General features: G+C 35.5%; 14 protein-coding genes and 1 other RNA gene. 8 read left to right on the forward strand and 7 right to left on the reverse strand.

Going from position 1 to position 12698, the window contains the following annotated elements; genetic code table 11:
• Positions 1 to 50 precede the first annotated feature (50 nt).
• Genes IPN31_10860 through IPN31_10870 form a run of 3 tightly spaced genes read left to right on the forward strand, consistent with a single transcriptional unit; the run spans position 51 to position 1174 of the window.
• Positions 51 to 419 carry a DUF3127 domain-containing protein gene (locus tag IPN31_10860; protein MBK8682382.1) on the forward strand — a complete coding sequence of 123 codons (369 nt, stop codon included), beginning with the start codon at positions 51 to 53 and terminating at the stop codon, positions 417 to 419.
• Between the two features lie 3 nt (positions 420 to 422).
• Entirely contained in the window at positions 423 to 902 is a 480-nt protein-coding gene (locus IPN31_10865) for a YkgJ family cysteine cluster protein (protein MBK8682383.1), read from the forward strand.
• Positions 902 to 1174 carry a hypothetical protein gene (locus IPN31_10870; GenBank protein MBK8682384.1) on the forward strand — a complete coding sequence of 91 codons (273 nt, stop codon included), beginning with the start codon at positions 902 to 904 and terminating at the stop codon, positions 1172 to 1174. The genes IPN31_10865 and IPN31_10870 overlap by 1 nt, the downstream gene beginning before the upstream one ends.
• A 34-nt stretch (positions 1175 to 1208) precedes the next feature.
• Here the strand turns inward: IPN31_10870 and IPN31_10875 are convergent, their stop codons facing one another.
• The 4 genes from IPN31_10875 to IPN31_10890 form a co-directional block, all read right to left on the reverse strand.
• Positions 1209 to 1775 (reverse strand): fasciclin domain-containing protein, encoded by a 567-nt coding sequence (locus IPN31_10875; protein MBK8682385.1) that lies wholly within the window; start codon positions 1773 to 1775, stop codon positions 1209 to 1211.
• A gap of 197 nt (positions 1776 to 1972) precedes the next feature.
• Positions 1973 to 3685 (reverse strand): alpha-glucan family phosphorylase, encoded by a 1713-nt coding sequence (gene glgP / locus IPN31_10880; protein ID MBK8682386.1) that lies wholly within the window; start codon positions 3683 to 3685, stop codon positions 1973 to 1975.
• 163 nt (positions 3686 to 3848) lie between these two features.
• Positions 3849 to 4172, reverse strand: coding sequence for a hypothetical protein (locus IPN31_10885; GenBank protein MBK8682387.1), 324 nt, complete (start codon positions 4170 to 4172; stop codon positions 3849 to 3851).
• Positions 4173 to 4233: 61 nt separating this feature from the next.
• On the reverse strand, positions 4234 to 4671 hold the full coding sequence (locus IPN31_10890; GenBank protein MBK8682388.1) for a hypothetical protein: 438 nt from the start codon (positions 4669 to 4671) through the stop codon (positions 4234 to 4236).
• A gap of 195 nt (positions 4672 to 4866) precedes the next feature.
• Between IPN31_10890 and IPN31_10895 the strand changes: the two genes are divergently transcribed.
• Positions 4867 to 6756, forward strand: coding sequence for a mechanosensitive ion channel (locus tag IPN31_10895; protein ID MBK8682389.1), 1890 nt, complete (start codon positions 4867 to 4869; stop codon positions 6754 to 6756).
• 44 nt (positions 6757 to 6800) lie between these two features.
• Positions 6801 to 6971 (forward strand): Lacal_2735 family protein, encoded by a 171-nt coding sequence (locus IPN31_10900; GenBank protein ID MBK8682390.1) that lies wholly within the window; start codon positions 6801 to 6803, stop codon positions 6969 to 6971.
• On the opposite strand, the gene IPN31_10905 is transcribed toward IPN31_10900, so the two are convergent.
• The gene (locus tag IPN31_10905) at positions 6968 to 7795 is read right to left on the reverse strand and encodes an esterase family protein (protein ID MBK8682391.1); all 828 of its coding nucleotides are present in this window, start codon (positions 7793 to 7795) and stop codon (positions 6968 to 6970) included. The two genes, IPN31_10900 and IPN31_10905, sit on opposite strands and share 4 nt — an antisense overlap.
• 521 nt (positions 7796 to 8316) lie before the next feature.
• On the opposite strand from IPN31_10905, the gene IPN31_10910 reads away from it, so the two are divergent.
• Genes IPN31_10910 through IPN31_10920 form a run of 3 tightly spaced genes read left to right on the forward strand, consistent with a single transcriptional unit; the run spans position 8317 to position 11128 of the window.
• Positions 8317 to 9000 carry an esterase gene (locus tag IPN31_10910; GenBank protein ID MBK8682392.1) on the forward strand — a complete coding sequence of 228 codons (684 nt, stop codon included), beginning with the start codon at positions 8317 to 8319 and terminating at the stop codon, positions 8998 to 9000.
• Positions 9001 to 9014: 14 nt separating this feature from the next.
• Positions 9015 to 10019 carry a hypothetical protein gene (locus IPN31_10915; protein ID MBK8682393.1) on the forward strand — a complete coding sequence of 335 codons (1005 nt, stop codon included), beginning with the start codon at positions 9015 to 9017 and terminating at the stop codon, positions 10017 to 10019.
• A gap of 2 nt (positions 10020 to 10021) precedes the next feature.
• Positions 10022 to 11128, forward strand: a complete 1107-nt coding sequence (locus IPN31_10920) for a carboxylate-amine ligase (protein MBK8682394.1) — start codon at positions 10022 to 10024, stop codon at positions 11126 to 11128.
• Between the two features lie 682 nt (positions 11129 to 11810).
• Here IPN31_10920 and fsa read toward each other — a convergent pair.
• On the reverse strand, positions 11811 to 12467 hold the full coding sequence (gene fsa, locus IPN31_10925) for a fructose-6-phosphate aldolase (GenBank protein ID MBK8682395.1): 657 nt from the start codon (positions 12465 to 12467) through the stop codon (positions 11811 to 11813).
• 69 nt (positions 12468 to 12536) lie between these two features.
• Positions 12537 to 12635: signal recognition particle sRNA small type (gene ffs, locus IPN31_10930), an RNA gene on the reverse strand.
• Positions 12636 to 12698 lie beyond the last annotated feature (63 nt).

Genomic DNA, 12698 nt, shown 5'->3' on the forward strand with positions numbered 1-12698 from the left:
TCTTCTGTTTTAAAGTCTGACTTGCAATTTCTTACCTTTACAAGAAAAAAATGAGTTTCGAATTACAAGGTAAATTATTAGAGATTTACAACACAGCAGAAATTTCCGCCACATTTAAAAAGCGTGAGTTTGTTTTAGAACGCAGCGAATCTAACGTAGGCAGAATATTCACAGACACAATTAAATTTCAATTGATACAAGATAAATGTCAGTTACTCGACAGTTTTCAAATTGGCGACGAAGTAAAAGTGAGCTTTAATATCAAAGGCACTAAATGGGAAAAAGAAGGTCGGGTAAATTACTTCAACAATTTAGATGCATGGCGCATTGAAAAAGTTACGGGTGAATCTCAAGCTGAAGATATTACTACTTTCAGTGCCGATCCGCAAACACCTTATACTGATGATCTGCCATTTTAATAAATGGAAATACAGCCCATTTCAAAAAATAAATTAAAGGACTATCGTAAATTATTTGCTGTATTAAAAGCACGCAAATCTGCAAAGCATGATGCGATGTTTCAAGAAACACATAATCAGGTTTTTTCAAAAGTAAATTGTTTGGATTGTGCGAATTGTTGCAAAACACATAGTCCGATAATTCTATCTACAGATATAAAAAGAATTTCAAAATATCTGGGTATGAGTGAACATCAATTTATGAGTGATTATTTATTAATTGATGAAGATGATGATTGGGTGTTTCATACGCAGCCGTGTCCGTTTTTGGGAAATGATAATCGCTGTTCTATTTATGAAGTAAGACCAAAAGCATGTAGTGAATATCCGCATACCAACAGAAAGAAAATTTATCAATTGGAACAGATTACTTTAAAGAATACTGAAGTCTGTCCGGCTGTTTCTCAAATACTAGATACTATAATTAAACAAATACAAGCGTAATGAGGATATTGGGTTCTATACCATGCAAAGAATTTAAGATTTCCATATTTTCCTGGAATGAAAGGTATATTGCAAAATTTGAAGCAGGTGCTTATGAACAACTGTATAAATTTCCCGCAGGAATTTTTAGTAATTGGGAAGAGATGGAATCTTTATTTGACGAAGAATTTCTGCAGCATGTTAAACAACGATTTTTAGAAATGCGAACAGATAGTGAAAAGGCTTATAAGCGTTTCTCAACTATTAAGGAAAACAAAAATGCACCTTTATAAAAAGGCGCATTTTTAAAAATGGGTCACTATCTAATTATTTCGGTAAAAGCACTTCATCAATTACATATACAATTCCATTTGATGCAGGAACTGTTGCAATAATATTTGCACCATTGATTGTTATTTTTCCTTCAGGAGAAACACCTAAAGTTGCGTTGCCGCCATTCACCATTCCTAATGATTGGCCATCACGCATCATATCTTCTTTGTAAACACCAACAGCCACATGATATTGAAGAATGTTTTTTAATGATAAGAGATTTTCTTTTTTCAATAAGTCATCTACAGTACCTGCGGGCAATTTATCAAATGCGGCATTAGTAGGTGCAAACACTGTAAACGGCCCTGCATTCGCCAAAGCATCTACCAGATTTCCTGCTTTTAATGCCGCCACAAGTGTAGTGTGATCGGGTGAACCCACTGCTACCTGCACTACATTTTTTTGAGAAACATCATCTACTACAGTGGCTTGGCCGCCGTCGTTAAAGGATGCTGTGTCAGAAGTAGTAGTTGTTGTGTTATCTCCTTCTTTAGGTTGGCAAGCATAAAATCCAAATACAATAATGGTAATAGTTGCAAAAGTTTTGATTAGATTTTTCATATAAGTAATTTTTCAAATTGTTTTTCAAAGATGCGGCTGAAAGATATTTTGATAAATGATTGAACTCAATGAGTGGTTTGATAAAAGTCACTACTTTGAAAATGATAATTGAGCTAAAGAAAAAGCGGATTATAATTATCACTGAATATTTCAGATAATAAATTATAACCCGCTATTATTAAAAAATAATTACTTGTTTACGATAGCGCAGAAACCTGATTCAGATTTAATTCCTTGCGTTCATCTGCATTATATTCTGCATTATATAACAAGCGATAATATTCATCCGCCATTCTATCACTATCAAATTGAGGTGCTACATCCTGCATTGAATTTTTTACAATTTCCTGCCAACGATTAGGATCATTATAATAAGTGGGGATTACTTCATTCTCCAACATATTCATAATATTATTGTAATCAAATTCATCAATTTCACTAACTGACATTGCCGTATGATCTGCTGCCGGAGTTACAAAAGCATTGATACCGTGTTTTGCAAATTCCGGAATCCAACCATCCATAATAGAAAAATTTACTGAACCATTCATAGCCGCAGTCATTCCACTTGTGCCGGAAGCTTCATGCGGTCTGCGAGGTGTATTTAACCACACATCAGAACCTCTTTTCATCATCATGGAAAGATCAATTTCATAACCTACCAACACAGCACAATTTGGTCTGCCTTGAGCGAAAGAAATAATATCATTAAACATATCTACAGAACCGATATCGGTGGGATATGGCTTACCTGCCCAAATAATCTGAACTGGTCTTTCGGTATTATTAATGAGTTCTAAAAACCTTTCCTTGTAGCGAAGAATAAGGTTTGCACGTTTGTAAGAAGCAAAGCGTCGAGCCCATACAATAGTTAACACATCAGGACTAAAAATTTTACCTGTTTGATTGGCAACTATTTCAAACAACTCCTTTTTCATTTCTTTTTTCATCACCTGCATAGTATCTAAATCATTATGCATAAAAGCATGATTTAAATCCTTATCTGCCCAGAATTTTTTGTTCTGTGCATTGGTGATAGATATGATAGGACATTTGCCTTTTACACCTGCCCACATTTCTCTGGAAACTTCACCGTGCAATTTTGAAACTCCATTGGAAATTTTACTGAAATTGAGAGTTGCCGGAGTATAACTCATTGAGTCGCCAACTGTATTGGTAATATGCACTGCAAGCTCTTGTGGAACGCCATTAAAAAATCCCATGCGTTGCAAATAATCTACCTTTTGTTCTTCATTACCTGCTTTCTCCGGAGTATGCGTTGTAAATACCAAACGCTTGCGCACTTCATCAATATCTTTATAACGGTTGAACAACTCGAAAGCTAATGGCAAACCATGTCCTTCATTTAAATGATAAATATCTACACCACCTAATTTCTCAACCACCTTTGCACCTCCAATTCCTAAAATGATTTGTTGAGCTACTCTGTTCTCTGCATGATTATCATACAAGCGATGTGTGTATTCACGCATTTTATCGGAGTTTTCCGGAAAGTCGGTACTCATTAAAAATAAAGGAGCAGAACCAAAAATTTCAGGAGCTAAGTAATAGGTTTTAATGTGCACCTCTTCATTATCAATCATCATGGTAAAATTGATATCCGTTTCTTTCAAAAAAGTATAGAGCTTTTTTTGAAATTGCGCTTTCATAAATCCGAGGTCATCACGAATCTGATCGTAATAACCATATCTCCATAATATTCCAATGCCAATTATATTTTGTTTCAAATCGTAAGCACTGCGCATGTGCGAACCTGCTAAAAATCCTAAACCACCACTGTAGATTTTTAAGGCTTGATTAATAGCGAACTCCATACTGAAGTAGGCTACTTTTTTATTGTATTCAGATTTTGGCTCGTAAGGTAATTGCCAATTTTGACTGTGTAACATATATTCTTTCTTTTAAAACGGGTGCTAAAATAGTAAAAATGAAAACTGTGTTTTCCCACATATCCACGATTTCTATAACAGGGAAAAAGGGTGTGATTAAATAGTCTTTGAAAATATTTACCGATTAACAGGAATTTGTGAAAGATTTATATTCCACTGTTTCTTAATAATTTACCCAACTCCACCATTTTCTTTGATTGAGATATTTTAAATTATTTTCCTCGCTATATGCTTCTCTTTCAAAAATAATATTGCGGTAGGCTTTATGGTGATTTTTATATTTAATCAGGTTGAAAAAATAAAAGAGCAGATACAACAAGTAAAAAGGCAATATCAATAATTCAGCTTGTTGTCTTAAATGAATGCGTTCATGATTTACAAATGCAGCATCGGTAATTAAACCTTTATGCTTCATCAATACAAATGGGAACAGAGTCATCCCGCTTACATGTAAACGCTTTACAACAATAAATTTCCGAAACTTCATCTGAGGAATAAAAGTAAATAAAGGCTTGTGCTTTTACACAATACCTTTATGTTTAGAAAATTCAAGATGCCTTTGCAGTAATTGTATTACCGATATAAGAAATTTTATTGCGGAAGTGTTCTTCTTCTAAAAGGCATTTCAATCTGATTAAAGATTGATGATTATTGCGCACAATCTTTTTTAGCAATCGGTTATTAAACATGGGCACTCCTGAATAACGAAGTTCATGAATTACACAAATGCCGGTTTCAGTTACTTCTACTAATCGGCGAAAATGCAATGTTGCCAAAAACAATTTAATCTGAAATGCATATCCGTAATTGGGGGAAACCCAATTGATTTCGAATGGACATCGGTTGTGTGCTTCAAACATCACTTTCCCCTGAGAGCCTTTGTCGAAAGCATCATGTAACCAGGCACTACGCAGATTAATGTCCCAGGCATTCCAGAAAGAAACGTCAGTCCATTTACTAAAAAAAGAATCGATTGGTATGTTCATAAATTCGCAGTTCCTGATCAAAAGCTTCTCCATAATTAATGATTTAAAAGGTGATCGATAGCGAGTAGATAAAATTAGAAGTAATGTTTTATGCAGACAGGTCAGTTCACTAGTAAATGTTACAAGGTTTAGCAGGAATACAATTTTTTACATTTATTGAGGTGCTTAGGATACATTTGCTATAAATTATTCATAATGCCTATTAGAATCTATCTGTCGGTTATTCTACTAACTTTCTTTTTTTGTTTACAATCCATAGCACAAGCAGATAGTATCTCAGCCAATGAAAATTTATTATTGGAGGATGTGCAAATGGCAAAACTCAAAACTATTGAAGACGAGTTAAATAAATTAGATCAAAATCTGTTCGCCAATAATTTCTTGATAAAGGAATTTACTTCTGCTATAGATACATTAGATGAGAATGAAACTAAACTTATATCTGATTTTAAAAATCGTATCAAGCAATTAGAATTAAGCAATACTAATTTGCAAGAACGGCGACAAGATTTGCATGATGAATTAAAAACAATTGCAAAACCATATCCTGTTGTTTTATTTGAGGATACACTCTTTTATTTCTATCTCAGCGCCGGATTTAATAAAGCTTCTGTTCGGGCTAAAAACACCTCTGAATTATTATTCAAGATTTATGATTCTCGTGATTTCGACAGCACCTTGCTAAAAGTGCATGAAACAGAATTAGGGCTGGTTGTAATCTCTTATGATCTCACATTGATTTGTGTGTTTTCAAAAAATGATGGATTCTTATTTGAAGAGTCCCAGTTGGAAATTGCCAATGCCGCCCGAAATTCTATTATACAATCCATTACATCAAATTTAGAACAAACAAGTCTCCGCCATATTATTGCCAATGTCATTCAGGTTACAGGACTTATCATATTGGTATTTACAATTGTCTGGTTGCTGAATAAACTTGTACAACCCATTAAAAACTGGTTGCTGATAAACAGAAAAAAATATATCCGTCCATTGCGCTATCGCAATACAGAAATTGTGGATGCTCATAAAATGTTGGAGGTAGCTTATTCAATTTTAAATATTGTAAAATGGGTTTTAGTAATCTCCATTTTATACACCGGCTCATTTTTTATTTTTAGTTTATTCCCAAACACAAAAGACATTTCCAATCAACTTATTAGTTGGATCATCGGCCCGATAAGAGATATACATCAAGGGGTTGTGAATTTTATTCCAAATTTGATTTCGATTATCGTAATTTTTACTGCATTCAGAATTTTTATACGGTTTATACAATATTTATCTACTCAAGTAACCGAAAAGAAAATAGTGCTTGGGAATTTCCCGCATGATTGGGCCCGACCAACTTTCAGTATCGTTCGGTTTTTATTATATGCCTTGATGTTCATTATTATATTTCCTTTTTTACCGGGTTCTGATTCTCCTGCGTTTCAAGGTGTATCTGTCTTTCTGGGTTTATTAATTTCCCTTGGCTCCTCCTCAACTATCAGCAATATTATTTCGGGGATTGTAATTACTTATATGCGTCCATTCAGGATAAATGAAAAAGTAAAAGTGGGAGAAATCATCGGCACTGTTGTTTCAAAAAATTTATTGGTTACAAAACTTCGCACAATTAAAAATGAAGACATTACTATTCCAAATTCTAATCTGCTAACCGGACATATTTTGAATTACAGTTCAGCATGTGAACACATTGGATTAATTGTACATACTACAGTAACGATAGGTTATGATGTGCCTTGGCGAAAAGTGCATGAAGCATTAACGGATGCGATATTAATGGTGCCATCAATAGAAAAAAATCCGCCGCCATTTGTATATCAAACCGGTCTCGATGATTTTTATGTTGCATATCAGATAAATGCCTATACCCGGGATGATACAAACTTGCCACTAACGAATTCTCAAATACATCAGTCAATTCAGGATGTATGTAATGAAAGAGGAATTGAAATTATGTCGCCACATTATCGCAATGTAAGAGATGGAAATATGACAACTATTCCTGAAAATTATTTGGCTGTGGATTATGAAGCACCTGGATTTAAAATTCAAAAGCAAGAAAAAAACGAAGAATAATTGTAGAACTCAAAACAAAACCATAATAAACATGTTTGGTCATCATGTTTCAATTATTTAAAAAAGACCCGATTAAAAATCTACAAAAAGATTATCAAAAGATTTTAGAAAAAGCACGTGACGCCCAGCGTAGCGGTGATATAAAAGGTTTTGCTTTATTGACAGAAAAATCTGAAGAGATTCTCAAACAAATAGATACTTTAAGAAAAGTTTAAACTTCGGCTTTGGCTTTTGGAAATGCCCATTGCAGAAATTGCGGCATCATCTCCCCCCAAGTTCCCTGATTATGTTCGCCATTTTTAACCAACACAAATTCAATATCATTGTGATCTGTATAGCCTTTGTATTTCAATTCTTTAATCAGATCAATGGTATCATCAATAGAATCAATCACACCATTTTTATTGCGATCACCGGGTTCATCATTAGTGCCTGCCTGAAACCAAAATCGCATGCCTTCCCGCTTTTCTGAATTGCGAATTACTTGATGTATTATCCGATCTCTATCATCTTTATACCATCTGTTCAACGCTCGTTTTCTCCACCACAATGAACCAGAAAATACACCCACCTTTAAAAAGTATTCGGGATTATTCCATGCGATATCAATTGCAGATAAAGCGCCCAAAGAAAAACCGGCCACACAGTTTTTTAATGGATCTTTCGAAACATAATATTTGGCTTGGATAAATGGCAACAGCTCATTGATTACAAACTCCGTATAGTAACCCGCTTTGTTTCCTCGCTTATTATAATCTGCCATTTCCAGCGTACCGTATTCCTGAAGCCGTTGTTCATTCGCATGAATACCAATTACAATATGCGGGAATATTGTATTTGTCAAATACATTTTCTCAAGAGTGGGAAGCAATTGCAATGAGGGAATATCCTGACCATCATTTAACCATAATACAGGATAGGGTTTTTGCTTATAACCGGGAGGTAATATTATGGAGAGCATTACATCTCTTTTCAGATAAGTAGATTTAATCACTACCGGCACAATCTCCGCTTTCCAAATTTCTTCCATGCGTTGCAAAGTTAGCTGATTAGCGAATGTGTAAATGTGTAGAATTGTTGAATTGTAGAATTGTTGAATTGTAGAATTGTAGAATTGTAGTAGAATTGTAGAATCGGAAATGTGTAATTGGGGAATCGGGGAACTGTGTAATCGGAAATGTAGAATTGTAGAATTGGGGAATTGTGAAATCGGAAAAAAGCGAAGGCTAATGGCAAAGGCGAAAGCTAAAGAGCATAACGATTAAAAAATGAATACCGAATTTAATAAACATGGAACATTAAACCCGAAACTTTTTTTGTCAATGGTCAAAGACAACGGTAAGTGTTTTTTTGCGAAAAGCCAACTGCTAACGGCCAATAGCCCTTTAATCCGCAATGATTTTTTTTTAACCCGGAACTTGAAACTTGAAACTTATAAACTTGAAACTTCTAAAACCGTTCATCCAAATTAATTTAACTTTGCCGGCTACTAAAACATATATATTGAGTAACTACAATGAACAAAAACACAGTTGGCAATCAGATATACTTGGTATAGAAATGAACATGCTGACTTTCGGAACAGAAGGTTTTCCAATAGTGCTTTTTCCTACTTCTATGGGAATGTCAAATGAAAATAAAGATTTCAAATTATTAGAAGCAATCGGTTGGTTTATTGAGCAGGGAATTGTAAAAGTATATTGCCCTGATAGCATTGATAAACACAGTTGGTATAATGATGATGCAACACCAGAACAGAAGGTGAAGAATCATATGCTCTACGACAGAATGCTGGCAGAGGAATTATATCCGAGAATGAAAGAAGAAACCGGATTCGATCGTATTGGTGCTGCCGGTTGCAGTTTTGGTGGTTATCATGCTATGAATTTTGGATTGCGTCATCCTGATTTAACTGCCGCTATTTTTTCAATGGCTGCAAAGTTTGATATTAAAGGTCAGTTAGATGGATTTTATAACGACGACGTCTATTACAACAATCCACCTGATTATATCGCAGAATTAAATGATCCCTGGCTTTGGAAAATGCAGATATTTTTAGGCTCAGCAGAATTTGATATGTGTCTGGATGCAAATTATAGTATGGCGAATCAGCTCGGGTTAAAACATGTTCAGCATACATTAGATGTAACTGTCGGAGAAAAACACGATTGGCCTTGTTGGAGAAAACAATTTCCTTACTATCTTTCCTTATTGGATATTGAAAAAACAAAAGAGAAAATTTAATTAAAGAATATAAAATGGAACCAAAGAAAATCGGAATTATTACTGGTATGGAAGACACTTTCCCTACTGCATTTGTAGATAGAATTAACAGCAAAAATGTACAAGGCGTGCATGCTGAAAAAGTATTAATTGATAAAGTGATGCAGGCAGAACATTGCGGTTATGATGTTATACTTGATCGCATTTCTCACGATGCACCTTTTTATCGTGCGTATCTAAAAAATGCAGCTATGAGTGGTACGCATGTGTTGAATAATCCTTTTTGGTGGAGTGCTGATGAAAAATTCTTTAACAATGCACTTGCCGTTAAACTTGGTATTCCGGTTCCTAAATCTGTATTACTTCCTTCTCGTGATCTTCCTCCAAATACCAAAGAAACTTCTTTCCGCAATTTAAAATATCCTATGGATTGGGAAGCAATTTTCAATTACACAGGATTTCCGACTTACATGAAACCTTATGATGGTGGTGGCTGGAGAGGTGTTTCCAAATTAAATAACATTGAAGAGTTCTTCGAAAAATATAATGAATCTGGTGTGGATGTCATGATGCTTCAGGAAGAAATTATTTTTGATTTTTACTTCCGTTGCTACTATCTCGGTGGTGATCGTGTACATATTATGTATTACGAACCCCGCAATGAACCGCACATGCGTTACACCTGGAACGGACCAAAAGCATCTGCACAACTTCTTGAAACTGTAAGGCTATATACCATTGTTCTCAATCAAGCATTAGGTTATGATTTCAATACAGTGGAGTGGGCAGTGCGTGATGGAGTGCCTTATGCAATAGATTTTTGCAACCCTGCTCCTGATGCAGAAAAAGCTTCTATTGGTGAAGAGAATTTTGATTGGATAATTGAGAATGCTGCGAATATGGCAATTGAAAAAGCATTGGCACATAAACCCGGTGTTGTAAATCTTACATGGGGCACATTTATGAAAAATTCTATTAATGGCATTGCGCATAAATCCGAATCTCAACCAATTCTTAATCCATCAAAAACTAATTCCTAAGTATGATTGACTACTCACCTTTTTCAATTGGTATTGAAGAAGAATTTCAAATTATAGATCCTGAGACTCATGATTTAGCTAAGCGCAAGCATAATATTATTGAGATGGGCGCAACTTCCGGCGATCAGATAAAAGCAGAAATGCATCAGAGTGTTGTTGAAGTTGCTTCAAAGATTTGCAAAAATATGTCGGAAGCACAGGATGAAATGTTTCGCTTGCGCAGAATGGTTGCTGACTACGCCGCACAAGATGGTTTGCGCATTGCCGCAACAGGAACACATCCCTTTGCACACTGGGAGGATCAATTGATTACAAACCATCCACGCTATGAAGAAATTGTAAACGAAATGCAGGATGCTGCTCGCAGTAATCTCATTTTTGGTTTGCATGTACACATTGGTATGCCTTCCAGAGATGTAGCAGTGTATATGATGAATTCATTGCGCTATTTTCTGCCACATATATTTGCGCTCTCTACCAACTCTCCCTTTTGGGAAGGACGCAATACAGGATTTAAGTCTTTTCGCACAAAAGTGTTTGATAAATTTCCGAGAACAGGTTTGCCGGATGAGTTTAATGATGCCAGCCACTTCGATAGTTTTGTTGCAATGCTTGTAAAAACAAATTGTATTGACAACGGTAAAAAAATCTGGTGGGACTTGCGTGTACATCCATACTTTAACACAATCGAATTCCGTATTTGCGATGTTACAATGCGCACCGAAGAAACGCTTGCACTTGCCGCTTTAATGCAATCACTTACTGTAAAAATGTATAAACTGATGAAGAGCAATATCGGTTGGAGACGTTATGATAAAGCGTTGATTAATGAAAATAAATGGAGAGCAGCACGTTTCGGAATCAGTTCTAAACTCATTGACTTCGGGAAACAACAAGAAGCTTCTACCAAAGATTTAATTAATGAAATGTTGGATTTAGTGGATGATGTTGCCGATGATCTTGGAACACGAGAACACCTCAACAAAATTTCCTGGATATTAGAAAATGGAACAGGTGCCGACCGTCAGTTAGAACATTATTTCGCCAACAACAGCGACATGAAAAGTCTGGTTGATTTTATGATTGAAGAAAGTTATGTAGGGTTATAAATTGGAATTAAAATGGGCTATTGGCTAAAGCAAAGGCTAAAGCGAAAGCGAAGTAATCTAATTCTTTGATTTTATCTCCAAGGTTGGCGGCCAACCGATCAAGGAAATATTTTTGGGATTTATTCTTTTAACCACATAGATACATAGAAATAAAAAAAAATAAGTTTTCAGTTGAATTTAATCTATGAATTTATGCAGTTAATTTTTTGGTTTTTATCCCAGAATCTCCGTGTAATTTTCAGCTCTTCCAACTCACCCCTGCCCCTCTCTTTGGAAGAGAGGGGGGATTCTCTGTGTAATTTTTCAGTTTATTTTTTTGCGAAGGTTTGGCGAGGACGCTAACCATGGAGAAAGCTTTTATTTTAATGCTTTGTGTCCTTTGCGATTTTTTTTTTAGCGTTCTTTGCGGTAAATTTTTTCACTCACCACTCACCACTCACCATTCACTTTTCACTTTTTCTCAGTGTTCTCCGTGTAATTTTCAGCTCTTCCAACTCCCCCCTGCCCCTCTCTTTGGAAGAGAGGGGGGATTCTCTGTGTAAAGTTTTTTTGCGAAGGATTGGCGAGGACGCCAACCTTGGAGAGATTTTTATTTAATCGCTTTGCGTCCTTTGCGTATTTTATTCTTAGCGTTCTTTGCGGTAAATTTTTTCACTCACTACTCACCACTCACTATTCACTATTACTTATTCGCCTTCTCATGATCAGCAAGAAACTGCGCCAACCCGATATCAGTTAATGGATGTTTAAATAATCCCATGATAGAACTCAAGGGACAAGTAACTACATCTGCTCCTACTTCTGCGCAGCGAACAATATGTAATGGATTGCGAATAGATGCTGCCAATACTTCTGTATCGTAACCATAAATATTATAAATCGTCACTATCTGATCTATCAGTTTTATACCATCCCAGTTTATATCATCTATCCTGCCGATGAAAGGTGATAAATAAGTAGCGCCTGCTTTAGCGGCAAGTAATGCCTGCCCTGCGGAGAAAACCAAAGTACAATTGGTGCGAATATTATTATCAGTACACCATTTCAATGCCTTCACTCCTTCTTTAATCATTGGAATTTTCACCACAATATTTTCATGCAAAGCACTCAGCACTTTTGCCTCTGCAACCATACCATCAAAATCCGTTGAAATTACTTCCGCACTAATATCACCATCCACTATTTCGCAAATAGCTTTATAGTGATTCATAATATTTTCTTTACCCGTAATTCCCACTTTTGCCATCAGCGATGGATTAGTTGTTACACCATCTAAAATTCCTAAAGCTTCTGCTTCTTTTATTTCATTCAGATCTGCTGTATCAATAAAAAATTTCATAATGTAAATATTAGTTGTTTATGTGTTGAAGAAAAAACAGCTTAAAAAGTTGTTTCAAGAAAAATAAAAAAAGGGCAAGTTACTTACATCGCACCGCTACAACCACCTACCCTTGCTTCCGTCAGGACCTGGGGGATTCAGCAGGAGCTGGTCGTATAAGACTTGCCCGCAGCAAAGGTAAAAAACCAAAGGCGATTTATCCAGTCTATTCTATAATTAATATAGCATTGT

Source organism: Bacteroidota bacterium, assembly GCA_016715425.1.
GTDB lineage: Bacteria > Bacteroidota > Bacteroidia > Chitinophagales > BACL12 > JADKAC01.

Coding starts and splice junctions, on each gene's coding strand:
- IPN31_10875 (MBK8682385.1), bottom strand. CDS start 1,775: ATGAAAAATCTAATCAAAACTTTTGCAACTATTACCATTATTGTATTT.
- IPN31_10885 (MBK8682387.1), bottom strand. CDS start 4,172: ATGAAGTTTCGGAAATTTATTGTTGTAAAGCGTTTACATGTAAGCGGG.
- IPN31_10900 (MBK8682390.1), top strand. CDS start 6,801: ATGTTTCAATTATTTAAAAAAGACCCGATTAAAAATCTACAAAAAGAT.
- IPN31_10915 (MBK8682393.1), top strand. CDS start 9,015: ATGGAACCAAAGAAAATCGGAATTATTACTGGTATGGAAGACACTTTC.
- glgP (MBK8682386.1), bottom strand. CDS start 3,685: ATGTTACACAGTCAAAATTGGCAATTACCTTACGAGCCAAAATCTGAA.
- IPN31_10890 (MBK8682388.1), bottom strand. CDS start 4,671: ATGAACATACCAATCGATTCTTTTTTTAGTAAATGGACTGACGTTTCT.
- IPN31_10860 (MBK8682382.1), top strand. CDS start 51: ATGAGTTTCGAATTACAAGGTAAATTATTAGAGATTTACAACACAGCA.
- IPN31_10865 (MBK8682383.1), top strand. CDS start 423: ATGGAAATACAGCCCATTTCAAAAAATAAATTAAAGGACTATCGTAAA.
- fsa (MBK8682395.1), bottom strand. CDS start 12,467: ATGAAATTTTTTATTGATACAGCAGATCTGAATGAAATAAAAGAAGCA.
- IPN31_10870 (MBK8682384.1), top strand. CDS start 902: ATGAGGATATTGGGTTCTATACCATGCAAAGAATTTAAGATTTCCATA.
- IPN31_10920 (MBK8682394.1), top strand. CDS start 10,022: ATGATTGACTACTCACCTTTTTCAATTGGTATTGAAGAAGAATTTCAA.
- IPN31_10895 (MBK8682389.1), top strand. CDS start 4,867: ATGCCTATTAGAATCTATCTGTCGGTTATTCTACTAACTTTCTTTTTT.
- IPN31_10910 (MBK8682392.1), top strand. CDS start 8,317: ATGAACATGCTGACTTTCGGAACAGAAGGTTTTCCAATAGTGCTTTTT.